The following is a 24,542-nucleotide window of genomic DNA, read 5'->3' as shown; positions in this document are numbered from 1 at the left end:
GCTCCAGAAACAACAAACCCCGCACTTGGCGGGGTCGGTGGTCGAGGTGGATCAGGGCCTATAGACCTGCTTGAAGGTTGCAGACAGAGTGAAAATTCCAGCGCCGCCGGCAGTCAGCTTGTAGCCGTTGGCGCTGTATCTGCCCTGGGCTCCGCCCGGCGGCGTCCAGAGAAACGACTTGTAGCCTTCGTGCCGATCGAGGAAATCACGGATCCCCAAAAGGTCATCGCCTGCGACCAAACGGCCTACGGCGCTGATATCCCAGGATTGCGACTTCGTGTTGATTCCGATCCCGCCGGCCTGGACGTATCCGTCGCCGAACTCGTTCTCCCAGGTTCGCTGCGCTATGTCGCCGGCGGCACCGACCCGGGTGCAGTAAGTGAAGGTTTCAACCATCACACACGCCTCCAGAGAACGCCGCCTTGCAACGTCTCACCTTGAATGATGCGGATGACCTCGGCGGTGAAAGCCTGGCCCATTGATTCGCCTTGCTGCTGGGCTTCCTGATCGCTCATTCCCTTCTGTGCCTGGACGGTGATCGGGGCGTTGATGCTGATCGCCGCAGCGCCCGAGCTGGCTCCAGCGGATCCGGAATTGATTCGCTCAAGGGTGCGATCAAGCTTGGCGCTGGTTTCTGCCGTGGTTACCCGCTCCCCCTTCTCCAAAAGCCAGGTGCCAGTTTCTGGGACCGCGTCGATGCCATCGTGGGCCATGCCGGCAAGCGCGGCGCTTGATACTGCCGCGACCATGGGAATGGTTGCCGTCTGGGCCGCCAGGGCAGCCCCTGGTGCCAGTGCTGGACCAACAATCGGAATGGCCGCAGTGGATGCATAAGCGGCAAGCGCGGCCTGTGCGGATGTCGCCTGAGCGTTGGCTACCATGGCAAGTCCCGCTGCGCTTTGCGTGGTCTTTCCAACAATCAGTTGGACGGCCTGGTACACCAGCCACTGTGCGGCCATGTCAGAGAGGGCGTTAACCATCGATTTGCCAAAACCGGCAATCATGTCACCCAGAGCGTCACCTGCATCCTCCGCCCCAGTTGCGACATCAGAAAAGAAAGTGCCGAGATTGCTGCTAGCACTGCCCAAGGCTGACGAAGTCAAATCCGCGGCCATCTGTGAATAATCTTCAGCAGCATCCGCAAAGTTGGCCCAGGCCTCATTGACACCATCCATCCAGTTGGATTGGGCAGCATCAAGACTTTCGTAATACTCGTGCTGCAGCTCCATTCGCTCTGTCAGAGCGTCCTTGAGCATTCCGGTCTCAGTTGCGTACAGATCCGCCGTTATATCCCCCGCGTTCAGCTGCTTTTGCAGGTCGGCCATCTGCTCGTTGTAGTCCTGCTGAATCGCCAGGTCCTGCTGGAGCCGATCCCGGGCTTTGTCGCCCATCCCTGCCCCGGCCAGCTCCATGTCAAACCCTGATTTTGTCGTGGCGTTCGTTGCCTTCAGGTTTGCCAGGAATGCAGCAGATTTTGCTTCGTCTTCATTCGCAACCTTGAGCTTCTGGAGTGCATCCAGTTCCCGGGCCAATCCTTGCAGACGCTTCTGCTGGTCAGCGTTGATACCGACGAGCTTGCCTGATGCGATCTCGAAGCGAAGCTTGTCCACCTCAGTCGCTTTTTTCTGAGCATCCGCCGAGGTATTGATCAGGGCAATTTGCCGTTGAAGATCGGTCTCTGAGCTCTTGAAGGTATCGTTGATTTTCTTCGCCGAGGCCTCGGCCTCTTGAGCAGCCTTCTTCGCCTTTTCGCGAGCGGCTGGATCAATACCAGTGCCAGTGCCGGGGGTGACGCCCTTAGTGGCTGCTGCTACCTCAGCGGCGGCCTTCTTGGCGTTTGCTACGTACTCCTTGAACCGATCGCCAGCTAAAGGCTTTTCAAGATTCTCCTTGATTTTGTCTGCCGCTTGGGCGGCGATGCTGAACTGAATCTGAGCATCAGAAGCAAAGGCTGCCGCATTGATTTTGAATTGCTTCGAGGTATCACCAAACGTCAACAATCCGAGCGCACTATTGGCCTGAGCCGCAAGATTATTGGTATGTCCAACTGCCGTGGAAAACATCCCGACCAGCGTGTTGGCAACTATGTCGAACACTCGAATCACACCATCGCCGGCGCTGGCAAGAAACGCTCCAGTCTCAACAAGTTTGTCTCCGAGATCACCGACCTGTCCTTTAAGGCCTCCAGCATCCTTTGCGGATTGGTTCATGTCCTTTGAAAACTGAGCGAGCACAGGAAGAAACTCGGCCGCCAGCATGGTCGTGCCCGCGGTGATGTATTGCCCAAGACCTTGCAGTTCAATGCCGAATTGTTTAGCCGCGGCAATGGTGCTCTCATCCATCACCACGCCTGCATTCAGTGCTGCCTGGCCAAGTTCATCAAAGGCCTTCCCACTATTGCGCAGAAGAGGAACCAGTGCCGTGGAATCATCCGCGATGGACTCCATGTAGAACGTCATTTCCTGCTGACTGACGTTCGCTTTCTCAAGGCTGGTAACGTAAAGGGCCAGAGCATCCTTACTGTTCAGCTTTTTGAAACTCTCGGCGGTAACCCCCACCTTCGGTGCGATGTTCTCGAAAAAATCCTTCAACTCGCCCGCCCCGGTACTGGCGAAGTCCCCGAGCTTGTCGTTTGTGTCTTTGAAAATGTCGGAAAGCTTGTCTTGCTCAACGCCTACGCTTTTCGCCGCAGCCGCATATTTTTGAAAATCAGTGGTCCCCAAGCCCGCCAGCGCAGATTGGTTAGATATCTCTTTGGCCACACTCGCAGAGTGCACTACCAAAGCGGCCAGCACTGCAGGGATGCTACCTATCGCTGTGCCGACTCCCTTCGCCAGACTGCTGAACGACTTGGCAATCTCATCATTACGCTTCTTCGCCTCTCGGCTGGCCTTGTCTAGCGGCCCCGTAAAGGCGCCGATCTTGGCCACCAGATCCAGCGTCAACGTGCCAAGGGATTTGCTGGCCATTTGGTTATCTCCAGACATAAAAAACCCGCTAACGCGGGCTTTCATCATTGGTGGAACTTATTTAGCGGGGCATTTGGAATTCCATATCTTATCGAAGTTCTGACTCTGCCCCCGCAATATCACTACTTTTGAAGAGGAGTCGTATATAAATGCGCTGTCTCCGGAGTACCCTCCAAAAGAATTTTTTGCATTTACATAGCCACACACTGTCCCCCCTCGGTTCACTACCTCGCCAAACCGGACAGACTCAGGATCCTTCATCCGTTCAGTAACAGAATTTTTCGCGACAATGATCTCAAGTTGTCGCTGTCTTCCCTGCTCAGCGATGGCGGCCTCCTCAGGGGACATTTTTGGTCGAGGCGGCTCATACGGCTTATTAACAGAGTTTGATACAAAGTTGAAAACCAGCAAAGCGAAACATCCGCCGACAACCCAAGTAAGAAAACTGGTTTTTCGTCTCGGCTTAGCGCCGCAACTCGGACAAAACGCCGCACTCGTCGAAATTATCGACTTGCATTCCTTGCACTTTGCTAGAGCCACTTTGAATCCCCCAAAAACTGGAACTCTACCAGTGTCAGGCCCATGTCTCCATCGCCTCGGCCAGCGTCAGCACTCGCTCACCCGCATGAGGCATGAAATCCTCCGGCTTGAAACCACCGTCCTTGGTGATCCTGTTCGCGTACATGGATGTCAAGACTGCCAGGCTTCGCTCGACTCGCAGTCCAACATTCAAAGACCCGCGCTCCTTGCGATACTTCGCCCACCGATTGAACTCGCGAAGGCTCAGTCTTTCCTGCGCTTCCGCGATCGTGCAGCCGAAGGTGATGGCGAGTTCGTGCCAGAGCTCTTCAAGGCCGGCGAGCTCGTCGTCTTTCCCAAGTTGTTCACCTCGAAGATAGCGGCCAGCAGCGCCACCGTCAGGCGGCCGTCCAGCGCCCCTCGCTGGGGATCCGCATCACCGGTGATATCGCCGACGGTGAAAATAGCTGCCCCGTTTTCATCGCACACGCTTGCGGCTATGCGCCCGGCCAAGCTGTCGTGCTTGCCGTTCAAAGCCGTCACATCGCTGATTGCTGCCTGATAGCCAAGCGGGCGGATGAAAACGGTGGCAGAGAGCTCTTCATCGCCCTGCGACCACTTGATTTCCTTCTCCACCGGTCGGCCAGTGAAGGCGCCGACCGACTTGAGACTTTCGAGTGTCAGTTTCATCGAGCCCCCTTAAGCGCTGGTCTTGCGGATCCAGGCCGAACCGCCGGAACGCTGGATGGAAGCTGCCGTGGTCACCACGCTGTTCGCCGCAAAATCGAACGGGAAGTCAGAGACGTACCCGTCGAAAACAAACCAGGTTCGGGTGTTTGGCAGGCTGAGCCCGCCATCGCCAAGCTCAGCAGTGGCCGCTGCACCGCTACCGGCGCCGCCGGTAAAAGCAACGGTCGGGACCGAGGTGTAACCAGACCCCGGATTGGTGATCGTGATGCCAGTCACCGCGCCGCCAGAGATACTTGCGGTCGCCGTGGCTCCGGTACCACCACCGCCAGTCAAAGCGACGGTTGGGGCGCTGGTGTACCCGGTACCACCGGAGCTAATTTCGATGGACGAAACGGTTCCGACAACACCAACCGTAGGCTCGATGTCGACGCCATCAGACCAGCCAACCGCCCAGCTGATGCTCTCGATGCTGTCGTCTTCGGACAACTGATGCAGGCGAACGTGGGATGCGTTGCGCGGATCAGCATTCAGCGTCAACGATGCCTGGCCAGGGGTACGCAGACCGCGCATATAGGTCCGCACCTTGTTACTCAGGCACGTGGTTTCGATCTGGTCAGCAGGGTTGCCGCCGGGGTTGAAAGCGGTAGCGCATTCGATTTCAAGGATTTCGAAGACGGCCGGATTCGCAATGGTGGGCACGAGCGCGTAGATCTGGGTTCCTTGGGAAAGGATCGACATGGCGTTCTCCAAATGTCGGGCATAAAAAACCCGCACTCGGCGGGCTGGTTTCTGGGGTTTGGTTATCGGCGGACTATCCAGTCCACGCTGAAGCTGTAGCGGTATCGGCCTGTTTCGCTGTCTCGGTCCTCACCGTTGTAGCTGGCCACCGAGGCGGACAGCTCCACGGCATACTCCAGCGCCTGACCCGCAGCACGAGCTTCGGCAGCCGAGGCGGCGTAGACATCGATCTGCAGGGTGTGGCTCTCGACGTCTGGGCGGCCTGCCAGGTAGTTGTCAGGCGAACCGTTGATGATCTGCCAGACGCAATACGTGCCCGCGGGGTTGTCCGGGGCTAGGCCGAACAGATAGAGCCTGGTCGGATTCACGCCGAGCAGCGCGGTCACTGCCGGGTCGGCCGCAGCCACTTGGAAAATTGGTGGATACTTCATGGGCCCGCCTTCTTGGCTGCACGCTTAATGGCCCGGTCCAGGGTCTTATCGAACTCCGACACAAACATGGCCGTGGCCGCCTCTATGTTGTCCGCCAGGGCCTTTCGCATGAACGGCTTCGCGGCCATCTTCGACGTACCGAACTCCAAGAACCGCCAGTAGAAGGTATTCCCGCCAGGGTTGCTTTGGTCGCCCCCGGTCTCGAAGGTGCCACCGGCACGCCCACGGCGGGTGTGATAGTTATTCTTCTGCTTGGCGCCGCCGAGTACCCCAACACGGAAACCGAGGTCGCCACTCTGTTTGAACAGGCGATTGTTCCAGCGCAGCGCGACGTTCTTGGCGATTTCGGTGGAAGTCGAAGGATCGTTCAGGAGCTCCGCATTCTGGCGCGCTGCCTCAGCGACCAATTGAGCCGCCTTCCTGAGTGCCGCGCGACCGCCCTTGCGCCTGGTGTCGTAGCTGATAGCGTCAAACTTCCCCAGCAACGACTCAAGGCCGCCAATCTTGAACTCGATCACATCAGCCATCATTGACCCCTTCGCTGCAGGGCAGCGTTAGATAATCGAGGCCACTCTTCGGGTCGGGTAGCACGCCCTGGATGTTGTAGATCTTGCCGCGATGGATGATGCGCATCGTTGCCTCCACTCCCTCACGCCGACGAATACCAATCCGCGCGGTGACTTCAACCTGGGTAGCCGCTGCGGCAATGAACTCGCGAGCTGACAACGGCTCAACGCTGGCTGGCACCTTCGCCCAAACCTCGACCCAGGTCTTCACCATTTCTCCGGTGACAGGATCCTGCGCGAAGGTCGGGCGCTGGAAGTCCACCCTGTGCCGTAGCTTACCGGCCCTCATCACACACCCATCCGGATGCGGTATGGCATCAGCAGAGACTTCGATGCGTGGGGCAACTCTTCGGCCGTCACGCCGACGACGACCTCCTCACGATTCGCGAAGAGGTGGCCCAACTTCAACAGGCAGGCCGCTGTAATCGCCGCATTGATGACGATCCCGTTCGCGACCATGTCGATTTCGGCGATCGTGTTGGTATAGCGCTCCAGGGCTTGGTCCTTGAGCCTGCACCTGTCTGTAAGATTCTCAACGGCATTAGCGGCATCTGCCGCGATCGCGAGCACACCTCGGGCATCACGGGTGCGCTGAATCACATCGAGCTGCGCCTCGTCCAAGGCGGCCTGATCGACATAGAACCGGCGATGCAGGAACTGCTGTGCGGCCTCCTCGGCAGCATCTAACTGAGCCTGGACTAGTGCTTGGTCTTCCGGCTCCGCCAGCAGATGCTTCATCGCAAGTTCAATGTCGATCACGCTCATGCTCAGTCAGCCTTTTTCTTGTCGTGGTTCTTCGCCTTGGTACCGCTCTTAGGATCGGTAGCGACATTGGCAGAGGTCACGGGTGTTGACTCGACTTCAGAACCGGTCAAATCAACCACCGCGGTATCCTTGCCGTCGTCCAGTTCGGCATAGCCTTTCTGAAGCAACTCCCGCCCGTGCTGTTCCCCTGTCAAGAACGAGGTTCCTTCGACCAGTGTTTTACCGCCGAGGTACAGCGGTTTGAGGGTCTTCAATTTCATGTCGGCCTCCGGAGGGCCGCCGCTCGGGCGGCCCCGCTACATCAAGGGGTTGGAGTGGCGAAGGTGCCGTAGATGAACGCTTCCGGACGCTTGACCGCCAGCGCAAGACGCTCTTCGCAACGGATCGAGATCATGTTCTTCTCGAAGTCGTCGGCGTTCTCGGTGGAGATCACTACGTTGGCATCTTCGCGGTCGAAGATCTGGGCGCCGGTTTGGAATGCACCTGTCAGGAATTTGCCCAGGAAAGCAGCAAGCTCAGTAGCGACCACCGGCAGACCCCACAGCGTTGGGCCAGCCAGGCTCAGCGGGTTGCCGATGATGTAGCGGCCCAAGGTGTCCTTGGTCAGCTCGATCTTGGCCCAGTCGGTGAAGTGCAGCACGTGGCCGCTGGCCGGGAGGCGTGCGAGCTGCGACTGCAGCATGGCCAGACGCAGCTGGTCGATTGGGGTCATAGCGTCAGGCTCGAAGGCGGCCGAGTAGGCTTCGGCCTGCGGCACGATGCCGTGTAGGTGAACGCCGGTTCCATCACCGAACAAAATCTCGGATTCTTCAGCGTATTTCAGGCCGTAACGCATTTCGGCGTCGATGGTCGATTGCAGCTGAGCGAAGTCATCCAGGATCTGCTTCGAGGCCTTGAACATGTGCGCGATGGTGGTCACCGGCGTGATCTTGGTGTTGAACTGGATGTCGCTGTACGGTTTGGTGGTATTTTCAGCAACAACACGGGCTGCATTGGTAAAGCCTGTTTGCTGAACCCAGAAGATCGCTGGGGAAGTGGTGCGGCCTGGGGCGATCAGATCACGGATGAACAGGCGCTGCTTAGGCATCACGTCGATGCCTGGCAAGCGCTTAGGTTCAACTACACCTTCGGCGACACCGGTGCTCAGCAGCGCTGCGTTAACCGGAACGCTGACGCGGCGATTGCCTTGAATGCTTTTGGCAAACTCAGCGAGGGCTTCGCTCTTGATGACGGTACCGCCCAGTGTCTCGCGCTGAGAAGCCGCGGCTTGGGTAGGAATTCGGGCGAACTCCTGCTCCAGCTCGCCGAGCTGGGCCTTCAGCTGCTTCTCGGCTTCGGTGAGAGTGTTAAATTTGAGTGCCATTTCATCAACGGCGGCCTTGGTTTCAGCAGACAAAGTGCCGGCCTTTTTCGCTTCGCCGAGTGCGGCTTCCGCTTTCGCGCTGAAATCGCTGGAAGCCTTTTCGAGATCGGCACTCATCTTGGCAAGCAACTGGGCTTGATCGGACATGGTTTCGTTTCCTTAATTGGTAGCGGCTGCCGAGAAGCGAGCGAGCGCTCGTTCCAGTTCGGCGATTGGTTCGGCCAAATTGGCCAGGTTGTCGGCAGCGTCTTGCGTACCGGGCTCGGCAGCGCAAGGCGTGCCGGACTTGATTTCTTGAATTAGTGAGCGTCGTTCGCTACGGGGCATGCCCTGCTTAGCGAGAATCAGATCGAGCTTTCGTGCCGCGATCAGGCCAACTTGTGCCTTGGTGCCTTCCTTGATGGAATCGGACTCGAGAAGAGAATCAGCGAAGCCTTGCTCAACGGCAGCGGAGCCCCCGATCCAAGTTTCCGCGTCCATCAACTTTTGCATCGACTTCAGATCACTGCCGGTGCGAGCGGAGTAGATATCGCCCATGGCCGCGTCGAACGGCTCCATCATGTCGGCCACTTCGCGGAACTGGTGGCGGTTGCCCGCGGCGATGGTCCAGCCGTTGTGGATCATCAGGAAGCCCGAGCGCGCCACCTGTAGGTCATCGGCGGCCATGGCAATGATTGAGGCAGCAGAGGCGGCCAGGCCGAGCACCTTCACGGTCACGTGGCCCTTGTACTCTCGGAGGATGTTGTAGATTGCGAGCCCCTCGAACATGTCCCCACCCGGGGAGTTCATGTTCACGGTCACGTCTGCCCCGTCCATGCTGCGCAGCGCGGCCGAGACCCGCTTGGCGGTAACGCCTTCACCGGACCAGGGATCGAAGCCGATCGCATCAAGCATGGAAATGGTGTTCTTGGCATCACCATCAGCAGCCTGGATGGTTGAGTTCCAGCGCTCCATTGCCTGAGGCATCAGATCAAAGGAAACGCCCGCGCACGGGCGACCCACCGGCGCTGCCGGAAGGCTACGAATTGTCATGGGTCAATCTCCAGAACTGCCGGGGGATCGGCTTTTATCGTTTGGGGTAAGCCAGTCGGAAAGCGCCGCTCTGACTCGCTCGCCGCTGTCTGCGCCTTGTCCAAGCTGTTCGATGGGCAACAGGTTCGACTGAACGGTGTACACGTCACCGCCTGGGATCGGCGGAAGGTTTTCCAAGCGACGCACCTCATTGCGGCTCATCCAGCCGTTCTGTAGGCAGATGTTGTAGTAACTGGCCCGGCCCTGGCTGTCAGCACGTAGCAGGCCTTCAACGGCGAATTCGGCAAAATAGCGATCGTCGCGGTCCAGCAGGCAGCGGCCGATTTCCTGCTCAATGTTTTCAAGCAGAGGCCGAAGGCAGTTGGTAAGGAACTGCAGGTTCTGGCCCTCAACGCTCGATGCCCAGCTGCTCTGCTTGTCCATGTGCCCGACCATAAACGGTGGCACCCGGAACCACCGGCAGACTTCCTCGATACCATAGGCGCGGGACTCAAGCATCTGAGCGGCCTCAGGGTTCATGGTGATGCCCTGGTACTTCAGACCCGCCTCGGCCACCATGATCTTGCCGGCGTTCTTGGAACCCATGAATGCCTGCAGGCTGGCTCGAAGCTGCTCCCGCTGCTCGGGTTTAAGAGCGGCATCGCTGCTCAATATCCCCGACGCCTGCATGCCCTGCGCAAATACCTTGGCCGCCGCCTCTTCAGCAGAAATAGCGGCGCCCATGATTTCCTTCCCGGTGGAAACCGGAAGCATCCCGCACACCCCGTCCAGGCCGAAGCCGCGGATATGCATCAGGTCAGACTCTGCGATCACCCTGGGCTTTCCGTCGATCGTGTACGTGTACTCGAGGCGCCCCGTATCCAGGCGCTTGACCGTCATTAGCTGCGGCAGCAGCGGGTTAAGGGCTACGATTCGCGTGCCGATGCGCTTCTTCTCGACAAAGGCGTTCCCGCGCAAACAGATGCTGGCGACTACCATCAGCATGAAGCGACCTGGCGTCATCTCTGCGTTCGGACGTTTCGTGAGGATGTCGTAGAGCGGGTGGCTCGTGGCGGCGATACGACTGCCATCGACGCCACGCTCATACAGCCGCAGCGGCAAAGTGGAAACTGTCTCCGAAAGCAACCTCACGCACGACCACACAGCTGATAGCTGGAGCGCCTTGTCCACTGTTACAACCTGGCCGCTCGCGGACGTACCGAACCATTCCTGCCAAAACGCTTTGTCGTTCAGACCTACGGGCACGCCGAGCCAGCTCTGCAGGGCCGACCTGACCCGCCCGGGCTTCTTTTCGCGCGCCATTAAATGCCTACCATGATTGGGTTTTCGTAGAAGCCGCTGGTATCAGGCTCACCGGCGTTTGCCAGGACCCGACCTATGGCCATGATCAGCGCAACCGCGCCGTCGATCTTGTTGTCATCGCCCTGCTTGATCGGTCGCACGACATCGTCATTGCCGGGCATGTTTTTGCCGATCACGTTGGCGATACACCAGGTCATGATTGGGTTACCGTCGTGATGGAACCGGCCGGCGGTGATCGCCGCCTCGAGTTCCTTCATGGGGTCCGACATGTTGGTGTAGTTCTGCGTGATGGTTATTGGGTTGAAGCCCTCGTCATCTAGGTCATGACTCAAGCCCGTCGCGCCGTGCGGGTCAATAGGCGACTCGCGCAGCGGCGCGTGGTGATTCGCCTCCTTGGTGTCCTCGAGGATTTCGCGGTAATCGATCTCGGCGCCGTCGGTCACCTCCAAATGCTTGGAGTTCACCCAAGCCTGGAACCGTTCAGACATACGCTTGTTATCGGTGTTGAAAGCGGTGTCGTAAGGCACCCAGAACTTCGGCGCGACGCTGTAGTAATGCGTCTTCCCATCGATCACTCGCCAGAACAGCCGCGCTCGCGAGTTCATGTCCAGTTTGCGCGCCAAGTCGAAGCCTGCGATCCACTCCTGCCCTTCGAACTGCTCAAGCGTAAGAGTCGTGTCCTCGCAGGATTTCCAGTCTTCCATGTTGAAGAAACCGGATTTCGCGCTCACCCAAAGGTTGAGGTGCTTCGTTTTGAACGTGTTTGCGAACCGCGCCGAGCGAATGGCCCGGGCCTGTTGGCTTTCCAAATACTCTTGGAATACCGAAACTCCGTGGTTCGGGTTGGCCTTGGCCAGCATCTTTGTATCGGTCCAGTCATCGCCTTCATCGAGCGTCCAGATCCAGCCGAACAATTCATCGTCAGGCACGGTTCCGGCCAACATTTCCACCACCTGGCGGCGCTTGTCGTAGCAAGGCCCTTCGATATCGGCGCCGGCGGTGGTGATGATGAACATCAGCGGCTGCCGGCGTGCGCCCATCCCAGTGAGCATGGTGTCGTACTGGGCCGATGTCGGGTGTTCGTGGTATTCGTCGACGATCGCGCAGCTGGGTGATGCACCGTCGCCTGGGTTGCCAATCAGTGGTTCGAAGCGACTGAAGTCGGACGGGATGTTCATGTTCGAGGCGTTTACCTCGATGCCCGCGGCCTCAACCAGCATGGGCGACTTACTGACCATGAGCTTGGCAGGACGGAAAACTTCCCAGGCTTGCTTTTCCGTTGTCGCGCCTGCGTACACCTCGGCGCCGAACTCGCCATCAGCCACGAACATGCTGATGCCCACACCGCCGGCGACAACAGACTTCCCGTTCTTGCGCGGCACTTCCCAGTAGCTCTCGCGGAACCGGCGGTGCCCTCCCTTCTTCTTGACCCAACCAAACGTCACCGCCAGGCCGAACAGCTGCCAGGGCTCCAGCGATATCAACTGGCGCTTGAAGGCCCATTCACCCTTGGTGTGAGGCAGAAGCTGGATCAGCTTCAGCTTCTTCTCCGCCTTTGCTGGATCGAACTTGAAGCGGAATGCGCGCTTTCGGCTAGCAGCCAGGTCATCGAAGTGGCGTTGAATCGCCTGATGGATATATCGGCACGCCGGTACTTTCCCCCGCAGAACAGACCGAGCCCACGCCATCGCCTTGTCGACGTTGGAGTGCGTGGCTTTGGTCATCAGGAACTCAGTAGTTTGGCGAATTCGTTGGTTGAGGTTTGCTTGTTACCGCCGATGATCCTGGTGCGACTGGATGGGTCCAGTCCCAGCAGCGAGCCAAAGGTCACCAGTTGCCGCATCGATTCGTTCGCAGCGGTGAGTGCCGGGTTCTTCATGGGGCTGCCCTGGGCGGACTCGACCACGATGCCAAACTGTTGGACCGCTTCCTCTGCCATCCGCCACTTGTCGTAGGCGGTGCAGAACGCTTCGACGTTGTGCAAATCAGTGAGCGCAACAACATGCTCGCGCAATAATTCAGGTATTAGCATCCGCCACATGGTCGCAGCCCGAGGGCTCAGCCAGTCCGGCGGGTCAATATTTGTGACGGTGGAAAACTGCGGTTCGGCCTCGTTCAAGGCCCGCTTACCGGGGTTCCCAGCTAGTTTCTTCTGGGCCGTCGGCTTGGGTTTGCGACCACGGCCGGCGACCGTGGCGGTGCCCCCCATCGCGCAACTCCTGATTTTTTAATTTCGCGGTCGTGAAAGAAAGGCTGAGGGCGCGGTCTAGAAGCCAAAGGGCCTGGACTTTTGACCCACCCCCACCCCATGAGCGCGAATCTCTCTCATTTGGCTGGATTTCACTGTTTTTTCGGTGGTGTTCTGCTTTTCAGCGCCGCGCATTGCCGAACCCACCGTCTTCAGCCGCCGTCTTGGCCGAATGACATGGGCCGCACAGGCTCTGCCAGTTGGTCTTATCCCAGAACAGAACCATGTCGTTGCGGTGGGGAATGATGTGGTCAACATCCGTGGCCACGACCACCAAGCCGCGTTCGGTACAGTGTCGGCACAGTGGATGCTTCGCCAGCCAGCCAGCCCTGGCCTGCTGCCACTTGTAGTTGTAGTGGCGCTTGGTGCTGCTCTCGCGTGGCCTGGCACGGGCCGCACTCTTCAGTAAGTGAGCGTGCTCGTCGCAGTATCGGGGGTTGCGCGTGAGCGTATTGCACCCTTGGGCGTTGCACGGCTTCTTTGGCCTTAGAGGCATGGGGTGCCATCCATGTAAGTCAGCGGCAGCGCATCAGGATCTTCCGGCTCATCAGCCATTGCCTGGATCAACATCAACTGTTGGTCGGCCATCCGTTGCAGCAGTGCGGTCTGCCTCCCCTGCTCGGCCAGTATCTGGCTCAACAGGTTTGCCAAGGATTTGAGCTGCTCGCTCATATGCAAGCCTCTTCATCTTAATGATCCATTCGCGCCGGGCGGCGCATCCACTGCAGGCCATTACTCTGGCTTGCGGCTTGGCAGCTTGAAGTCTGTGACCCGGTCGGCAATGGAACGAATCTTCTCGACACCCAGGAAGCCAACCCAGCCACCAACGAAGGTAGCCATGCTCTGTGGGAGCGAGAAGAACTCAAGTCCACTGATGATCGTCAGGGCGAGTCCGCCGCAGATCGCGCCTTCCACGATCATCTGGCGGCGGGTGCCGCCACCATAGGTGATCCGCAGGACAGCCATTGCACAGGACAACGAGGCGGCATAGAGGATTGGCGAATGCTGGCTCAACCACGCAAGCGCTATCGCCAAGGTGTCTGGTTTGTCTGGCATGTTCGGCATCTCAGCTTCCTCCCTTTCGGGGAGCGAATAGATCCGGCTCCTGGCTCACTCCCAATTCGGAACGATGGGTGTGCAGGAGCCGAAAACGAAAAAGCCCCGCTCAGTGGCGGGGCTTTATGTGTGTCGTTGCGTTCGCTGGAGTATCACGACACGCAAGATCGACATGATGGGGTTAATTTACGGCCAGTCGGCCAACTGGTCAAGCGGCATCTACAAAGATTTGCTCACTGTCGAATATCTCGGTCGCGTGGATCACAGCCTGCTCTTCGAGCTTCTCCAGACGCTTGTGGATTCCGCCTCGCCAGTTGCGTCGGGTTCGCTCCGGTGAACCCGCCAGATCCCATGTGTTCATGTCATAGAACTCGGCTGGCAGCACGATCATATCCGTGGAGCGCTTGCCTACCTGCACGCCCTTCAGCTTCGGTATGGCCCAGGCCGTCAGAGCCTTATAGATGAACAGCTGCGGTGCCGGCGAAACCATGCGAGCGACCAGGCGGCCAATGGCGCCGACCTTGTTGGCCTTGTGGGTGGAGTACTTCGCCACCAGCACATCCCACTGAGCCGGCTCAAGCTGGCGGTGCAGTAGCGCATACAGGCAGCAGTCATAATCGAACTTGTCCCGCACTGATAGCGTGCTGCCGGTGCCACCCTGTCGCAGGTCTGCGTCGATCAGCTTCTGCCAGGACTGCTTGGTGCTGTTGTCGATGTTGTCCGCTGCCAGCACCCGCACCAGGGTGCCCATCACGTCTTTGTACATAGCCATGGCTCAATCCCCTGTGTAATTGGTGCCGCCGGCGCCGCGGCGATTGCTCTGCTCATACTGAGCCGACGGGCACGATGTGGGCCCAGGGCGGCTCATCAGCTTGATCTGTTGCTCAGCAGCCTGAAGGCGAATGCTCAACTGCGTCACCAGTACCTCCAGCGGCAGCGCCTCGCCGGTTTCGGCGGTGACCCAGCCCGAGGCATTGCACTGCACGCAGGCCAACTCATGGAATACCCCACTGATCACCGCCTTGCCTCGGCATGCCGGGCACTTGGCAAGGTCTAGTAGGGCCGCGCGGAAGGCTGGGCCGTGGGACTTCTTCATTTGGCCGGCACCTGCTCGACTGGACAAAAGATCACCCGGGTGCCAAGGCCTGGAACAGGATCTCCACGCTGATCCATCAACCCAATAACGCCATTCGCCCAGCAACGCTGACCATCTACCTCATAAACCTGGTGACCTGCAGCGGTCCTCTCACCCTGGACGAGGAGAACTTCGCGGCTACCGAACTGTACCTTCATGGTCGATTTAGTCACTTTTAAACCTCGCCTTTTACGGATTCTTGATTTGTCTGGAGGCCGCGCCGGTCAAGGCCTCGTCGGGGTTTTGCGAATTTCCATTTCCACCGCATATGCACCCATGAATAGAGGTGAATCCGTTCCCGTCTAACCATGCGTGCCACTTCTCCAACGCTTCGCGCTTGAGCACCGATGCCGAGGTGTGGATATAGGTCTGCACGTTCCTGCTCAGGGTGTGATTCACCAGCATCTCGCCTATGAGGAAATCCACGCCGAGATCCGTCCAGGCGGTGCGGGCCACTTTCCGGAGGTCGTGGCTTGTCCACTCACCCTGGCCCAGGCTGGCGAACACTGCGCAGGCCTGACCCTCTGTCATGGCGCTGCCATTCTTGGATGGGAACAGATAGGCGCCGGTATAGCCGCGTGCGGACTGCCAGTCGCGGTACCGCTTCAGCAGTGCCCCGACCTGTGGCGTGACGGGCAAGGTATGTTCACAGCGGGTCTTGGTGTTCTCGGCTGGCATGAACCACTCGCCCACCTCGCCAAGGGTGATGTGAGCCCAACGGGCCTGGCGCGTCTCCCCTACCCTTGTGCCATGGCAGAGCATCATCAGCGCCAGCATGCAGCCCGCCGGATCATGATCGAACCCGGCGGCCAGTTGCCCAAGGATCGATTCGATCTGCACGGACCGCAGTCGCGATGTCTTAGGCTGGATTTTCGCCTTGGTGAAGTCCGTGAACTTGAACCCGGCAATCGGATTGGTGGCGATCATCTTCAGCTTGAAGGCCTGCTGGAACGCAACCACCAACACGCCCCACATCAGGCGAACGTAGGACAGGCTCAGCACCTCCTGAAGCGGCCACATTACGGCCTGGTCCAGGCTCGAACGCGTAACGGAAGCAACCGGCATGTCCGCCAGGCGTGGGAGAAGGTGACAGTTGATGGCTGACTTAGCGGTTTTCCGGCGCTTCGAGGATAGGCTACGGTCACGGGACTGCCGATCTGCAAACCACGTCAGCAACTCGCCGACGGTGCTCAACGTACCCTCAACGGCGGTGGCCGATGGATCGGCAGCGAGTCGCGCGCGGATCTGGGGCAGCACGCCGAGCAGCGTCTTTGCGTTCAAGTCAGGGTAGCCGGCGATGCGCTCCCACTTCTTTCGATGGACCAGATACCAGGTGCCCCGCTGGCGGTCCTGAGCGAACCGCATGTACAAGCCCGGGTGACGGGGGTCACGTAGCGTTGTCACCGCCTGGTCGGCGGCCTGCCGGCGGATCTCGGGCTCGGTGAGTGATACGATGGCGGTGGTCATGCGGCGACCCTCGTTGGTGGTTGCAGTAGATAGGCCCGGATCGCTTCCAGGGCGTCGATGTGCCCACGGCAAACGATGGCGAGATAGCCTTGCTCGGTCAGCGCCTGGATGTAGGCGTCCTGGCTGGCAGAGACGGCCGCGTCGAACGGCGGCATGGCCTTGAACTCGATGTACAGCCCGAAGTACCCGCCGCGGGCCATGGGCAGCACCAGGTCAGGAACCCCGGCCTTCACGCCCTGCTCTTTCAGCTTGATCGCCACCAGCTTGTGGCGGTGGCCGCCGTTCGGGACGTGGTAGATCAGCTTCGCGGCAGCCGGGTAACGCAGAGTGACCTCCTTCAGTAGCGCGGCCTGCTCCAGGCCTTCACGGTCGATGGACTTGGCGCGCTTCGGCTTCAACCCAAACGCCTTCATGCGGCCCCCTTGACGGTCAGTATCCCGGCCCTGATCAGCGCCTCGTGGGTTTCGGCAATGGCGCGCGGCATGTCCGCCCATTCAACGTCGCCAGCGGCCCGGCCGTCGATGACATCATGGCAAGCGCTGCAGGCGTAGACTGCGACTGTGTCGAAGCCCTTCATGCCCATGCCCTTCTGCCCGCATGGCAAATGCGCCAGGACGGTGGTTTCCGGATTGTGGTTGCAGACGCCGGGCATACGCACGGCGCAGTCCTGGCCGTTGGCCGAGGCCCGGAGTTTCTTCGAGGTCACCTTCATTACAGGCCCCTCACGCGCTGCTCCAGCTCGATCAGCAGCTCTAGGAAGTGCTTCACTTTCTCCAGATCAGCAAGGCCGCCCTTGTCACGCCACCGCGTCACGTACTTGATCACGCTGCCTTCAGCAAACGGAATTCCGTTGGCATGGATGTATTCGATCGGCTGGATCTTCAGTGACTTATAATGACCACCGGCCACTTGGGTATCTAATGCGCTCATTGAGATGCTCCGGCGCGGATTGCGCGCAGTTTGGCCAGGGCGTCGTTGCCAATTTCAGGGGTTCGCTTTGCTTGGGGTGCTGCCAACTCGGCGGCGGGGATCGGCCCCAACGGTTCGCCCTGCCAAAGCTTCCGGCACTGGGCCAGGTAGTGCCGCTCGAAGCTGGCAAGACCCAGTTCACGGGACAGCAGCGGCAGGCTGTGGAAGCCTGCGGCGGCCGTGGCGTGATAAATGGCCGGGTGCATCCACTTCGCCGAGGCGCGCATGGCCGGGTGGCAATTGCGCAGGCCCTGGGCGTAGGCTTTCTCCACACTGGGCAGGCCCAGGCCTTCGGGTGCGAAACACCAGCTGACGAAGACCCCAGGCGCCGGCACAAATGCAACCTTGCTCGCGCTCAGTACCCGCATGCCGTGGTCGATCTGCTCCATTCGGGTGATGCCCGAACGCATGAACTCGCCCAGCCACTCCAGCTTCGCGGCGTTCATCACCGCCTCGGTTGGCCAGGATTGACGCCAGGCGCCGCACGCGCCACGCAGCCGTAGGAAAAGGTTGTCGATCACGACCTTCGTTGCGGGGTTGACTTCAACAACGACTGGATCCGCCGGAGGCTGGTAAGTCGGGTCAGTTCGACGGGTTGCGATCAGGTCGCGGACATGAGTTGCGGTTTTCACAGGCGAACCCCCTTGGCTGTCCAGTCACCGGAACCGTCCATGTCGTCGACCACTTCGCCAGACTTTACCGCGCGGTCACGCTTGATCCACTTGGCCAGGCGATAGCACCAGCCACCAGCCGAGTCGCGGGTTTCGCTTTTTGCGATGAAAAAACCTTTGAACGAGCCGACTATCTCGTCGGTGACTGTGTCGAACTTCAGGCCCATCAGGTGGAGCTGGCTTTCGAGTTGGTCTGGGTCGTAGGTCCACTTGGCAAACATCGAGAAGCGTTGCCGGGAATCAGTTGGTTGATCGAGAGCGTCGAGCGTTTGGCGATCCTGCTCAGCGAGGTGATCGGAAAACTCGCGCTGCAGCTGCTGTTCGGTTACTTGATGGTTAATTGACGTATTGGGTGCAGATTCTGCACCCCGTTCTGTCTCAGGCTGCACCCCGTTCTGTTGTGAGTTGCACCCCGTTGCGTCATCTGCACCCCGCTCATTACGGGGTGCAGGATTTGCACCCCGTATCAGCTGGAGGTCATACACCACCGGGCGCCGGTCGTGGCGATCGATGTGCACGGCGGCAATCGCCTGGTTTCCTTTCTTGATCAGGCCCGACTCTTCCAGGGCGTCCAGCTTGTAACGCACGGTGCGCTCGGACAGGCCAGTGTCCTGGGCAAGGGTCGAAGCCGATGGGAAGGCCCCGGCACCATTGGAGCCGGCATAGTTGGCAAGGCACAACAGCACGTGGCGGGCGCTGGAGTCCTTAAGGGTTTGAACGGGCAGCGACAGCGCCCAGGACATAGCTTGAACGCTCACGACGAGATTCCTTGGAGTTTTTCAGCTGTATTGCACGGAGCGATGGTCTTGTTCATAATGGCCCCACTGTGTTTTACAAATTGTCGAAAGAGCCGCCCTGCCAGGCGGCTTTTTTATGCCTGCGATTCAGGCGGCCTTCAGCGATTCGCGCAGGATGTGAAGCGCGTCGATGGCCTCTTGAATTGCTTTCTCACCCTGGGCTTTTTCGTGCTGGCTGATGTGGTTGTCCGCCGCAGCGTCGAAGATCAGCCGGCCGACATCGCCGCACTCCGCAGAGAGGTGCCCCAAAGCAACCATCAGCGGTTTTGCGGCCGGCTTCTCGCGGGCAACCAGGTCATAACCGAACTGATTAGCAAGCGTTACCAGCGGGCGCATGTCACGGGTGTGCAGCAAGATGCCAAACAGGTGTTCAACGGTCAGGTGGTGGGCGGCGTTGTCGGGGTTGGAGCGCTGCAGCAGGCTCACGTGCGCCAGGCACATTTTTCCAGCCAGCTCCTCCGCCCCACTTTCCTTGACGGTGGTGTGGCAAGCCCTCAAGAAATTTTCCATTCGTAAAACCTCGATTTTGTTTCCGTAGAAGCCCAGCGAAGCGTGAGCGATGATGTGTTCAGCGCGTTAGGCAGCCGACTTTTGAGATGGAAACGGCCGCAGCTCACTCGCCCGGAAGCTCCCGTCTGGAAGCTCCAAAACCCGAATGTCCCGTTTCGCGATGAGCGCTTTGTGAATAGCCGGGGCAGTGACACGAAGAAGCCTTGCGGCTTCGGACTGCCCTTTTTCAGCAACAAACTTGTCGAGGGGGGTCTCGTTCATGATCAAGCCTCGGTTTTAGTTGAGGCTGATATTAACCATCTGTTAATTTTTAATCAATACCGATGGTTTCTTCTTATTTTTAACCGTTGGTATACATTCGCGCGATGACGAAAAAACGAATCCTACCTCCTGACCGCCTGGCCGAGTGCGAAGCCGCGCACGCACTGTTCCTCTCAAAGAAGAACGAGCTGAAGCTGAGTCAGAAAAAGATCGCCGATGCGGCCGGTATGACACCCGCTGCGGTGAACCTCTACTTCAAGGGGATCAACCCCTTGAATGCTCAGTTCGCAGCGGTTTTAGCCCGGCTGATTCAGGAACCGGTTGAGGCTTTCAGCCCGCGCTTGGCTGAAGAGATTCGCAGCCTGACAAGCGCGCCGGTTGTGCGGGAGAACGGCGGCAGCTACTCAACCGGCGGCACAGCGGCCGATGTCGTCCGAGAAATGCTGAGTCGAAGCGGGAAAAACCTTTCCGAGGATGCCCGCAGGCGATTGCTAGCGGTGGCACAGGCTGAGGATGGAGATGGAGCGATCGAGCTGGACTACTACCGCCCCGGCGCTGTCGGGGATGAGGTGTGGATTGCGCACTACGACATCCGCGCCGCCATGGGCGGCGGGCAGATCCCACACGACTATCCTGAAATGCTCCAGGACATCCGAGTCAGCCCCCAGCATCTGCGTGAGATGGGCGTCGAGTTCAAAGAGCACTTCCACCTCAAGATGGTGACAGGCTGGGGCCAGTCGATGGCGCCGACCATCAAGCACCGGGACCCCCTGCTCGTGGACATCAGCATCCGCGAGTTCGTTGGTGATGGAATCTACATGTTTTCCTGGGACGGCCATCTGTACATCAAGCGGCTCCAGTGGCTGGGCGATGACCAGCTCAGCATGATCTCAGATAACGCCCTCCATCCGCCAAGGACGATCCGCGCAGAAGATACCTACATTCAAGCACGGGTGCTTCTGGTGTGGAATGCATGTCTTGTCTAGTTACTCCATGCAGTGACTGATCAAAAAATCTGGGTCATAGGAGCTTTTTACCAGTGGACGATGATAAACATAGCGGCAAATCTCTTGGAGAGATCCTAGGCACAAAGATGGGAGAGATACTGGTAATTTCCATGTACCAGGCTCGTGCAACACTTACGCTTGCAAAGGCAATCCAAGAAGACTCTTCGACATCACCGGATGTGAAGGCGGCGGCACAGGAATCTCTCGCAGTTATTGACCAGATAATTGAAAAAATGGAGCAGTTCGTCGGGGATGATGCTATGGCATCGATCAGACCTCTCGTTGGGAAAACGGAATGAGCAATATTGATCTCAGGCTGATGATGCGGGAGCTTGAAAAGCTGAAAGCTGAGCGGGGCGATCGTGACAACGGATCCGGAGGGGGACATACTGGAGGAAACCCACCAGGAGGCAATGAATTGGAAGCTCGTGTAGCGGCACTAGAGGCCACGCTTCCCGAGATCAAGGAAAAGCTCAACCTGATCTTGGTGAAGGTTGATTCCATAGATAAACATACTGCGACAAAAGCGGACTTGGCGAATACTGAGCTAAGCATGCTGAAATGGTGCGTCGGCACAGCTATCGCTATGACAGGTCTAGCTTGTGCCATCACCTTCGGGCTGACGAAGCTGTTCACAGGAAGCTGAGGCAGCTGTCAATCCGAAGCCCGGCCACAGGCCGGGCTTTTCTTTGTCCATCAGAAAGGTGCCGCCTCCTCTACCCTTTCCATGACCTCTACCAGCCGATCCTCCTCGGCACTCGCCTCCCACCGCAGAGTCACCGACCCATCGTCGTTGAACGTCATGTCTATGCCGTCCGTTTCGGATAGCAGCCCCGTCACTTCCTTCCATTCCCTCTCCCCGTCGTTATCCAGGCGGTGGATTGTCACCCAGCGCTGAATCTGCGCGACCGGGTGATTGATCATGTTCGAGACCCTTAGCCCTAGCCTCTCTATCCCGGACATTTCATACCGCCCGTGGGGCGCCTGTTGTTCTTGTTCGCTCATGATCACCTCCTAATAACTGTACAAACATCCAGTATTAAGTGAAGCATATCGCACGCCCACTAAAAATAAATTAACCATCGGTATTGACGTACAAATATACCGATGGTTAACTACATCCATCGAGACGCCACAGCGACTCGCCAGGGCCTCAACAGACCCGCCGCTCTTTACACAACCTGACGTGACCCAACGACGTACCGGCAACCCCGGTGGTGAGAAAGCTAAACCGTCGTCCATGCAGCCTCTGGATAGCTGCCGTGCTCCCACATGTGAGTACGCGAAACCACGCAAGCCAGCCAGGAAGAACACCGGACACGAAATGTGTGACCTGGCCAGAGATATGAATCGGGCGATGCGCGTGGTGGAGAACAAACACCAATAGGAGGAAACAGCCGATGCACAAGTGAGACCAGCCGGAACGCGGACCGGCAACCCACGACGAACTGCCCTACCCAGTAGGCCGCCGAGCTGCAGTTGGCAGTCGTGTAGCGAAACCGAACCCCACGACCACGGAGCCGAAGCCGATATAGGCGCCGTGAACAGGGAAGCTCAAGGCCGAACAAGCGCAGCGTGAAGCCGTCGGCGGTGTAGCGCGACAGACATTGTTGATGCGATACCCCGGCCTGTCGCCAGCAGCGAGGCCGGGCACATTTGATTCAAGCCAATGACCGACTCCAGTAGCGGGTCACGGCGGACAGCATCACTTCTGCACCTTGGCAACAGGGTGCAGTGGGATGAAAGCAATGAGTAGTAGGCGATTCGCGGGGTCGTTCAGGTACGAGCGACCAGGCCTGATACGTGCCGGGCAGTGCCGGCCGCCTGCATCCCACATCAACCCGCCAGGAGGATGACCATCATGAAATAGCTCAGACCTAGCCCTTCCAACGAAGGCACTCGGCGCTCACATAGGGAGGTCTGTGTGAAGCCAACGAAAGCCCGGTCTCGATCGGGCTTTTTTTCGACCTGCCTTTTTTCGTCAGCACTCTCGCCGGCGCCCAACGGCAAACAGCCGGCGGCCAGAATGCTGACGAATGAACGCAACCCAACACCGAGGGATAAGCCATGCACCCAGCAATGCAAGCCCGCGTCGAAGGCAACATCGCACTTCAAATCCGGGCCACGGCAGCCGCCGCCGAGTTCTACGCGATGATCGGCCGGCCCGTGCCAGTCAGCAAGATTCGCTACCAGGTCGTCACCAAGGGCAACGCCTATCACATCGTTGAGCGCTCCACTGGCTTGACCAAGGGCTTCCGCTGGACCTGGAAGGCAGCCATCAACTTCGCCCAGGTACTCGAAGCACGGGCCGACGGCGTAAAGGTCACGCTGCAGGGTGTCGAGCAATGATAGGCGAGCCAATGCCCAACCCTCGGGACGCAATCATCCAGGACCTGAACCAGAAACTGGAGCAGTTTTTTGGCAGCGGTAAGACTGTCGAACAGATCGAGCCAGGTGCCAGCGCAGAGGCGCCCTTCATCGGCACCACCGGCCACCACAACAAGCTGCGCGCTCAGCGCGACAAGATAGCTCCCAAGGTTCGGGGGCTGGTCGAGGAAGGCAAGACAGTAAGCGAGGTCGCCAGCGTGCTTAAGATGCACATCAAGCGAGTGCAATTGATCTGCAGGGAAAACGCGATCAAGTTTGTTGACGCAAGATAAAGTGCGTCAACAAACTAACTTTTCCGCAGCCCACGCTGGATCTATGTCTCAACCAGAAAACGCAAAGGTAACCAGCGAAAGGGCGACCTGAGCCCAGCAAGCCATATTGAATCCGTTTTCATGCAGCCAGGTTTTAAGTTCCGACTGCTCGATAAGTCCTGGATTCTTGGAATCTTTTATCTGACCAACAGCCTCGCGCAACAAGTCAAGTGGGACGTCATGTGGCAAATTAAGGCTTGCAGCCAGCTCGGAGTAATCGATATTGCTTCCCGCGAAAATCGTTGTACGGTTGAAGGTGCTCTTGTCGTTTTCGAGTTGAAGAGCTACGCCATCCGTAACAATCTTTGTGTCGGTGAAATTTGAAGCGCCATTCTTGCTGATTATTGCAGGTGACATATTTACCCCTCCGTGACACTTCTTGAATTTTTTACCTGAGCCACAAGGGCATCGACTGTTTCGTCCAATGTTTTTGTGTTCAGCCAATGGAGCTCTTGCAATATCCACTGAGGTGTTCGAGAACCTCGTGCCTGTACCACCTTCCACGGCGATAGCGGTGTCCCAATCACCGGTAGCTTTAGTGTCCTCAAACGAACAGTTGACGGGATTGATAATTCGCAGTCCTGTCCATGCCATTTACTTGCCCCTTCTTATTTTTCGCTTCACCCGTCCTGTAATACTCCAACCAAAACCAAATTGCCACCACCGGTCACGGAGGGCGGCGCCATCCTGAGGAAAACCCATGAAGCCCGAAATGATTACCCTGAAGCACGGCGACGCCACGATCAAGATGCCGGCGTCATCCCTTGCCAAACTGGCATTCGCCAGCACGTTCGCAGTGATGTTTCCGCCAGCAGCAAACGTTGAGCCTGTCGCGCCGACAGCCATTCCGGCTCTGGGCGAGTACTGGCCCGGCCTGGGCGGCATCAACGGCGGTCACGTTGCCGCTCGCGGCGATGTTCCAGAGCACTACCTGATCTTCGCTGCAAGCGATATCGGGGAGCACGCATGGGGTCGATACCGCGAAGAGTCGGACGCCACCAGTAAATGGGACGGCAAGGCCAACACCGACGCACTGATCGCGGCAGGAGGTCATCCAGCCGCCGAAGCGTGCCGGGCATACACCGCTGACGGGCACTCCGACTTCGACCTTCCAGCGGCGGCCCAGCTCTATCAGGCCTGGGTCCATGACTTGATCAGCGAGGGCGTCTACTGGTCGAGTTCGCAGCGCTCCGCCGACTTCGCATTCGGCATGTACTTCGATGCTGGCTGTCAGGGCGGCAACGCCAAGTACGACGAGCTCCGCGTCCGCCCCGTCCGCAGATTCTTTATTTAATCCTTCATCCATTCGTTCTTGATCCGGCACCGGGCGCAGCAGCGCCTTTTTTG

Annotated in this window: 35 protein-coding genes and 1 pseudogene; 6 read left to right on the top strand and 30 right to left on the bottom strand. The window is 58.6% G+C overall.

Annotated elements, in window-relative coordinates; all coding sequences use genetic code 11:
- Nucleotides 1-51: 51 nt before the first annotated feature.
- The 28 genes and pseudogenes from BLQ55_RS20985 to BLQ55_RS20850 all read right to left on the bottom strand — a co-directional run bounded on the left by BLQ55_RS20985 (nucleotide 52) and on the right by BLQ55_RS20850 (nucleotide 19,489).
- A complete protein-coding gene (locus BLQ55_RS20985; RefSeq protein WP_092256640.1) occupies nucleotides 52-396 on the bottom strand; it encodes a phage tail protein in 345 nt (114 codons plus the stop codon).
- Nucleotides 396-2,969, bottom strand: coding sequence for a phage tail tape measure protein (locus tag BLQ55_RS20980; RefSeq protein WP_092256782.1), 2,574 nt, complete (start codon nucleotides 2,967-2,969; stop codon nucleotides 396-398). Before BLQ55_RS20980 ends, BLQ55_RS20985 begins: the two co-directional genes overlap by 1 nt.
- Before the next feature lie 783 nt (nucleotides 2,970-3,752).
- Nucleotides 3,753-4,178: a phage tail assembly chaperone family protein, TAC gene (locus BLQ55_RS20970; RefSeq protein WP_092256634.1), complete on the bottom strand. Its 426-nt coding sequence runs from the start codon at nucleotides 4,176-4,178 to the stop codon at nucleotides 3,753-3,755.
- Nucleotides 4,179-4,187: 9 nt separating this feature from the next.
- Entirely contained in the window at nucleotides 4,188-4,454 is a 267-nt protein-coding gene (locus tag BLQ55_RS32610) for a phage tail tube protein (RefSeq protein ID WP_256326632.1), read from the bottom strand.
- 117 nt (nucleotides 4,455-4,571) lie between these two features.
- Nucleotides 4,572-4,916, bottom strand: a pseudogene (locus tag BLQ55_RS32605) (phage tail tube protein); the annotation flags it as partial.
- Between the two features lie 62 nt (nucleotides 4,917-4,978).
- Nucleotides 4,979-5,347: a tail completion protein gp17 gene (locus BLQ55_RS20960; RefSeq protein ID WP_092256628.1), complete on the bottom strand. Its 369-nt coding sequence runs from the start codon at nucleotides 5,345-5,347 to the stop codon at nucleotides 4,979-4,981.
- Nucleotides 5,344-5,874 (bottom strand): HK97-gp10 family putative phage morphogenesis protein, encoded by a 531-nt coding sequence (locus BLQ55_RS20955; protein ID WP_092256625.1) that lies wholly within the window; start codon nucleotides 5,872-5,874, stop codon nucleotides 5,344-5,346. Before BLQ55_RS20955 ends, BLQ55_RS20960 begins: the two co-directional genes overlap by 4 nt.
- Nucleotides 5,867-6,202, bottom strand: a complete 336-nt coding sequence (locus tag BLQ55_RS20950) for a phage head closure protein (RefSeq protein ID WP_092256622.1) — start codon at nucleotides 6,200-6,202, stop codon at nucleotides 5,867-5,869. The genes BLQ55_RS20955 and BLQ55_RS20950 overlap by 8 nt, the downstream gene beginning before the upstream one ends.
- Entirely contained in the window at nucleotides 6,202-6,678 is a 477-nt protein-coding gene (locus tag BLQ55_RS20945) for a head-tail connector protein (protein ID WP_092256619.1), read from the bottom strand. Before BLQ55_RS20945 ends, BLQ55_RS20950 begins: the two co-directional genes overlap by 1 nt.
- A gap of 2 nt (nucleotides 6,679-6,680) precedes the next feature.
- The gene (locus BLQ55_RS20940) at nucleotides 6,681-6,938 is read right to left on the bottom strand and encodes a hypothetical protein (RefSeq protein ID WP_092256616.1); all 258 of its coding nucleotides are present in this window, start codon (nucleotides 6,936-6,938) and stop codon (nucleotides 6,681-6,683) included.
- 41 nt (nucleotides 6,939-6,979) lie between these two features.
- Complete coding sequence (locus BLQ55_RS20935) at nucleotides 6,980-8,188, bottom strand: phage major capsid protein (protein WP_092256613.1); 1,209 nt, start codon at nucleotides 8,186-8,188, stop codon at nucleotides 6,980-6,982.
- Nucleotides 8,189-8,200: 12 nt separating this feature from the next.
- Nucleotides 8,201-9,073 (bottom strand): head maturation protease, ClpP-related, encoded by an 873-nt coding sequence (locus tag BLQ55_RS20930; protein ID WP_092256610.1) that lies wholly within the window; start codon nucleotides 9,071-9,073, stop codon nucleotides 8,201-8,203.
- A gap of 3 nt (nucleotides 9,074-9,076) precedes the next feature.
- Nucleotides 9,077-10,375 (bottom strand): phage portal protein, encoded by a 1,299-nt coding sequence (locus tag BLQ55_RS20925; RefSeq protein ID WP_092256608.1) that lies wholly within the window; start codon nucleotides 10,373-10,375, stop codon nucleotides 9,077-9,079.
- Nucleotides 10,375-12,099, bottom strand: a complete 1,725-nt coding sequence (locus BLQ55_RS20920; RefSeq protein WP_092256605.1) for a terminase large subunit — start codon at nucleotides 12,097-12,099, stop codon at nucleotides 10,375-10,377. Before BLQ55_RS20920 ends, BLQ55_RS20925 begins: the two co-directional genes overlap by 1 nt.
- Nucleotides 12,099-12,584: a phage terminase small subunit P27 family gene (locus BLQ55_RS20915; protein ID WP_092177005.1), complete on the bottom strand. Its 486-nt coding sequence runs from the start codon at nucleotides 12,582-12,584 to the stop codon at nucleotides 12,099-12,101. The genes BLQ55_RS20920 and BLQ55_RS20915 overlap by 1 nt, the downstream gene beginning before the upstream one ends.
- 160 nt (nucleotides 12,585-12,744) lie before the next feature.
- Nucleotides 12,745-13,119 (bottom strand): HNH endonuclease signature motif containing protein, encoded by a 375-nt coding sequence (locus tag BLQ55_RS20910; RefSeq protein ID WP_092176537.1) that lies wholly within the window; start codon nucleotides 13,117-13,119, stop codon nucleotides 12,745-12,747.
- On the bottom strand, nucleotides 13,110-13,295 hold the full coding sequence (locus BLQ55_RS20905) for a hypothetical protein (protein WP_092256602.1): 186 nt from the start codon (nucleotides 13,293-13,295) through the stop codon (nucleotides 13,110-13,112). Before BLQ55_RS20905 ends, BLQ55_RS20910 begins: the two co-directional genes overlap by 10 nt.
- A gap of 60 nt (nucleotides 13,296-13,355) precedes the next feature.
- Nucleotides 13,356-13,688 (bottom strand): phage holin, lambda family, encoded by a 333-nt coding sequence (locus BLQ55_RS20900; RefSeq protein WP_092256599.1) that lies wholly within the window; start codon nucleotides 13,686-13,688, stop codon nucleotides 13,356-13,358.
- A 199-nt stretch (nucleotides 13,689-13,887) separates the two neighbouring features.
- Nucleotides 13,888-14,451 (bottom strand): hypothetical protein, encoded by a 564-nt coding sequence (locus BLQ55_RS20895; protein WP_092256596.1) that lies wholly within the window; start codon nucleotides 14,449-14,451, stop codon nucleotides 13,888-13,890.
- 3 nt (nucleotides 14,452-14,454) lie between these two features.
- Nucleotides 14,455-14,775 carry a hypothetical protein gene (locus tag BLQ55_RS20890; protein WP_092256593.1) on the bottom strand — a complete coding sequence of 107 codons (321 nt, stop codon included), beginning with the start codon at nucleotides 14,773-14,775 and terminating at the stop codon, nucleotides 14,455-14,457.
- Nucleotides 14,776-15,003: 228 nt separating this feature from the next.
- Nucleotides 15,004-16,281, bottom strand: coding sequence for a tyrosine-type recombinase/integrase (locus tag BLQ55_RS20885; protein WP_092256590.1), 1,278 nt, complete (start codon nucleotides 16,279-16,281; stop codon nucleotides 15,004-15,006).
- Nucleotides 16,278-16,694: a VRR-NUC domain-containing protein gene (locus BLQ55_RS20880; protein WP_092256586.1), complete on the bottom strand. Its 417-nt coding sequence runs from the start codon at nucleotides 16,692-16,694 to the stop codon at nucleotides 16,278-16,280. Before BLQ55_RS20880 ends, BLQ55_RS20885 begins: the two co-directional genes overlap by 4 nt.
- Nucleotides 16,691-16,993 carry a nuclease domain-containing protein gene (locus tag BLQ55_RS20875; RefSeq protein WP_092256583.1) on the bottom strand — a complete coding sequence of 101 codons (303 nt, stop codon included), beginning with the start codon at nucleotides 16,991-16,993 and terminating at the stop codon, nucleotides 16,691-16,693. The genes BLQ55_RS20880 and BLQ55_RS20875 overlap by 4 nt, the downstream gene beginning before the upstream one ends.
- Nucleotides 16,993-17,211 carry a DUF3310 domain-containing protein gene (locus tag BLQ55_RS20870; protein WP_092256580.1) on the bottom strand — a complete coding sequence of 73 codons (219 nt, stop codon included), beginning with the start codon at nucleotides 17,209-17,211 and terminating at the stop codon, nucleotides 16,993-16,995. Before BLQ55_RS20870 ends, BLQ55_RS20875 begins: the two co-directional genes overlap by 1 nt.
- Nucleotides 17,208-17,882, bottom strand: a complete 675-nt coding sequence (locus tag BLQ55_RS20865) for a replication protein P (protein WP_092256577.1) — start codon at nucleotides 17,880-17,882, stop codon at nucleotides 17,208-17,210. Before BLQ55_RS20865 ends, BLQ55_RS20870 begins: the two co-directional genes overlap by 4 nt.
- Nucleotides 17,879-18,664 carry a helix-turn-helix domain-containing protein gene (locus tag BLQ55_RS20860; RefSeq protein WP_092256574.1) on the bottom strand — a complete coding sequence of 262 codons (786 nt, stop codon included), beginning with the start codon at nucleotides 18,662-18,664 and terminating at the stop codon, nucleotides 17,879-17,881. The genes BLQ55_RS20865 and BLQ55_RS20860 overlap by 4 nt, the downstream gene beginning before the upstream one ends.
- 141 nt (nucleotides 18,665-18,805) lie before the next feature.
- Complete coding sequence (locus tag BLQ55_RS20855; protein WP_092256571.1) at nucleotides 18,806-19,228, bottom strand: phage regulatory CII family protein; 423 nt, start codon at nucleotides 19,226-19,228, stop codon at nucleotides 18,806-18,808.
- Between the two features lie 66 nt (nucleotides 19,229-19,294).
- The gene (locus tag BLQ55_RS20850; RefSeq protein ID WP_092256568.1) at nucleotides 19,295-19,489 is read right to left on the bottom strand and encodes a Cro/CI family transcriptional regulator; all 195 of its coding nucleotides are present in this window, start codon (nucleotides 19,487-19,489) and stop codon (nucleotides 19,295-19,297) included.
- A 104-nt stretch (nucleotides 19,490-19,593) separates the two neighbouring features.
- Here BLQ55_RS20850 and BLQ55_RS20845 point away from each other — a divergent pair, with 104 nt between their 5' ends.
- From BLQ55_RS20845 to BLQ55_RS32600, 3 genes are read left to right on the top strand one after another with little or no spacing between them, the layout of a single operon-like run.
- Entirely contained in the window at nucleotides 19,594-20,475 is an 882-nt protein-coding gene (locus tag BLQ55_RS20845) for a LexA family transcriptional regulator (protein WP_143011762.1), read from the top strand.
- Between the two features lie 53 nt (nucleotides 20,476-20,528).
- Nucleotides 20,529-20,795, top strand: coding sequence for a hypothetical protein (locus BLQ55_RS20840; protein WP_092256565.1), 267 nt, complete (start codon nucleotides 20,529-20,531; stop codon nucleotides 20,793-20,795).
- The gene (locus BLQ55_RS32600; protein WP_256326629.1) at nucleotides 20,792-21,142 is read left to right on the top strand and encodes a hypothetical protein; all 351 of its coding nucleotides are present in this window, start codon (nucleotides 20,792-20,794) and stop codon (nucleotides 21,140-21,142) included. Before BLQ55_RS20840 ends, BLQ55_RS32600 begins: the two co-directional genes overlap by 4 nt.
- Before the next feature lie 50 nt (nucleotides 21,143-21,192).
- Here the strand turns inward: BLQ55_RS32600 and BLQ55_RS20830 are convergent, their stop codons facing one another.
- Entirely contained in the window at nucleotides 21,193-21,501 is a 309-nt protein-coding gene (locus BLQ55_RS20830) for a DUF1654 domain-containing protein (RefSeq protein ID WP_092256562.1), read from the bottom strand.
- A 1,062-nt stretch (nucleotides 21,502-22,563) separates the two neighbouring features.
- On the opposite strand from BLQ55_RS20830, the gene BLQ55_RS20820 reads away from it, so the two are divergent.
- Nucleotides 22,564-22,845: a hypothetical protein gene (locus BLQ55_RS20820; protein ID WP_092256558.1), complete on the top strand. Its 282-nt coding sequence runs from the start codon at nucleotides 22,564-22,566 to the stop codon at nucleotides 22,843-22,845.
- 11 nt (nucleotides 22,846-22,856) lie between these two features.
- A complete protein-coding gene (locus BLQ55_RS20815) occupies nucleotides 22,857-23,156 on the top strand; it encodes a hypothetical protein (protein ID WP_256326627.1) in 300 nt (99 codons plus the stop codon).
- 48 nt (nucleotides 23,157-23,204) lie between these two features.
- Here BLQ55_RS20815 and BLQ55_RS20810 read toward each other — a convergent pair whose 3' ends face one another.
- Nucleotides 23,205-23,789 (bottom strand): SEC-C metal-binding domain-containing protein, encoded by a 585-nt coding sequence (locus tag BLQ55_RS20810; RefSeq protein ID WP_092256552.1) that lies wholly within the window; start codon nucleotides 23,787-23,789, stop codon nucleotides 23,205-23,207.
- 106 nt (nucleotides 23,790-23,895) lie between these two features.
- Here BLQ55_RS20810 and BLQ55_RS20805 point away from each other — a divergent pair, with 106 nt between their 5' ends.
- Nucleotides 23,896-24,489 (top strand): Lcl C-terminal domain-containing protein, encoded by a 594-nt coding sequence (locus tag BLQ55_RS20805; RefSeq protein WP_092256549.1) that lies wholly within the window; start codon nucleotides 23,896-23,898, stop codon nucleotides 24,487-24,489.
- Nucleotides 24,490-24,542: the final 53 nt, after the last annotated feature.

Source organism: Pseudomonas sp. NFACC13-1 (genome assembly GCF_900104425.1).
Lineage (GTDB): Bacteria > Pseudomonadota > Gammaproteobacteria > Pseudomonadales > Pseudomonadaceae > Aquipseudomonas > Aquipseudomonas fluorescens_AA.
This window is presented reverse-complemented; position numbering and strand designations above follow the sequence as displayed.

What these genes read in the sequence shown, in the direction of transcription:
- BLQ55_RS20815 (WP_256326627.1), top strand. Translation starts at nt 22,857, where the DNA reads ATGCCCAACCCTCGGGACGCAATCATCCAGGACCTGAACCAGAAACTG.
- BLQ55_RS20910 (WP_092176537.1), bottom strand. Translation starts at nt 13,119, where the DNA reads ATGCCTCTAAGGCCAAAGAAGCCGTGCAACGCCCAAGGGTGCAATACG.
- BLQ55_RS20950 (WP_092256622.1), bottom strand. Translation starts at nt 6,202, where the DNA reads ATGAGGGCCGGTAAGCTACGGCACAGGGTGGACTTCCAGCGCCCGACC.
- BLQ55_RS20935 (WP_092256613.1), bottom strand. Translation starts at nt 8,188, where the DNA reads ATGTCCGATCAAGCCCAGTTGCTTGCCAAGATGAGTGCCGATCTCGAA.
- BLQ55_RS20920 (WP_092256605.1), bottom strand. Translation starts at nt 12,099, where the DNA reads ATGACCAAAGCCACGCACTCCAACGTCGACAAGGCGATGGCGTGGGCT.
- BLQ55_RS20860 (WP_092256574.1), bottom strand. Translation starts at nt 18,664, where the DNA reads ATGTCCTGGGCGCTGTCGCTGCCCGTTCAAACCCTTAAGGACTCCAGC.
- BLQ55_RS20945 (WP_092256619.1), bottom strand. Translation starts at nt 6,678, where the DNA reads ATGAGCGTGATCGACATTGAACTTGCGATGAAGCATCTGCTGGCGGAG.
- BLQ55_RS20845 (WP_143011762.1), top strand. Translation starts at nt 19,594, where the DNA reads ATGACGAAAAAACGAATCCTACCTCCTGACCGCCTGGCCGAGTGCGAA.
- BLQ55_RS20870 (WP_092256580.1), bottom strand. Translation starts at nt 17,211, where the DNA reads ATGAGCGCATTAGATACCCAAGTGGCCGGTGGTCATTATAAGTCACTG.
- BLQ55_RS20850 (WP_092256568.1), bottom strand. Translation starts at nt 19,489, where the DNA reads ATGAACGAGACCCCCCTCGACAAGTTTGTTGCTGAAAAAGGGCAGTCC.
- BLQ55_RS20960 (WP_092256628.1), bottom strand. Translation starts at nt 5,347, where the DNA reads ATGAAGTATCCACCAATTTTCCAAGTGGCTGCGGCCGACCCGGCAGTG.
- BLQ55_RS20855 (WP_092256571.1), bottom strand. Translation starts at nt 19,228, where the DNA reads ATGGAAAATTTCTTGAGGGCTTGCCACACCACCGTCAAGGAAAGTGGG.
- BLQ55_RS20905 (WP_092256602.1), bottom strand. Translation starts at nt 13,295, where the DNA reads ATGAGCGAGCAGCTCAAATCCTTGGCAAACCTGTTGAGCCAGATACTG.
- BLQ55_RS20970 (WP_092256634.1), bottom strand. Translation starts at nt 4,178, where the DNA reads ATGAAACTGACACTCGAAAGTCTCAAGTCGGTCGGCGCCTTCACTGGC.
- BLQ55_RS32600 (WP_256326629.1), top strand. Translation starts at nt 20,792, where the DNA reads ATGAGCAATATTGATCTCAGGCTGATGATGCGGGAGCTTGAAAAGCTG.
- BLQ55_RS20940 (WP_092256616.1), bottom strand. Translation starts at nt 6,938, where the DNA reads ATGAAATTGAAGACCCTCAAACCGCTGTACCTCGGCGGTAAAACACTG.
- BLQ55_RS20915 (WP_092177005.1), bottom strand. Translation starts at nt 12,584, where the DNA reads ATGGGGGGCACCGCCACGGTCGCCGGCCGTGGTCGCAAACCCAAGCCG.
- BLQ55_RS20955 (WP_092256625.1), bottom strand. Translation starts at nt 5,874, where the DNA reads ATGGCTGATGTGATCGAGTTCAAGATTGGCGGCCTTGAGTCGTTGCTG.
- BLQ55_RS20805 (WP_092256549.1), top strand. Translation starts at nt 23,896, where the DNA reads ATGAAGCCCGAAATGATTACCCTGAAGCACGGCGACGCCACGATCAAG.
- BLQ55_RS20985 (WP_092256640.1), bottom strand. Translation starts at nt 396, where the DNA reads ATGGTTGAAACCTTCACTTACTGCACCCGGGTCGGTGCCGCCGGCGAC.
- BLQ55_RS20895 (WP_092256596.1), bottom strand. Translation starts at nt 14,451, where the DNA reads ATGGCTATGTACAAAGACGTGATGGGCACCCTGGTGCGGGTGCTGGCA.
- BLQ55_RS20930 (WP_092256610.1), bottom strand. Translation starts at nt 9,073, where the DNA reads ATGACAATTCGTAGCCTTCCGGCAGCGCCGGTGGGTCGCCCGTGCGCG.
- BLQ55_RS20880 (WP_092256586.1), bottom strand. Translation starts at nt 16,694, where the DNA reads ATGAAGGCGTTTGGGTTGAAGCCGAAGCGCGCCAAGTCCATCGACCGT.
- BLQ55_RS20885 (WP_092256590.1), bottom strand. Translation starts at nt 16,281, where the DNA reads ATGACCACCGCCATCGTATCACTCACCGAGCCCGAGATCCGCCGGCAG.
- BLQ55_RS20820 (WP_092256558.1), top strand. Translation starts at nt 22,564, where the DNA reads ATGCACCCAGCAATGCAAGCCCGCGTCGAAGGCAACATCGCACTTCAA.
- BLQ55_RS20810 (WP_092256552.1), bottom strand. Translation starts at nt 23,789, where the DNA reads ATGGCATGGACAGGACTGCGAATTATCAATCCCGTCAACTGTTCGTTT.
- BLQ55_RS20875 (WP_092256583.1), bottom strand. Translation starts at nt 16,993, where the DNA reads ATGAAGGTGACCTCGAAGAAACTCCGGGCCTCGGCCAACGGCCAGGAC.
- BLQ55_RS20890 (WP_092256593.1), bottom strand. Translation starts at nt 14,775, where the DNA reads ATGAAGAAGTCCCACGGCCCAGCCTTCCGCGCGGCCCTACTAGACCTT.
- BLQ55_RS20900 (WP_092256599.1), bottom strand. Translation starts at nt 13,688, where the DNA reads ATGCCGAACATGCCAGACAAACCAGACACCTTGGCGATAGCGCTTGCG.
- BLQ55_RS20925 (WP_092256608.1), bottom strand. Translation starts at nt 10,375, where the DNA reads ATGGCGCGCGAAAAGAAGCCCGGGCGGGTCAGGTCGGCCCTGCAGAGC.
- BLQ55_RS20830 (WP_092256562.1), bottom strand. Translation starts at nt 21,501, where the DNA reads ATGAGCGAACAAGAACAACAGGCGCCCCACGGGCGGTATGAAATGTCC.
- BLQ55_RS20980 (WP_092256782.1), bottom strand. Translation starts at nt 2,969, where the DNA reads ATGGCCAGCAAATCCCTTGGCACGTTGACGCTGGATCTGGTGGCCAAG.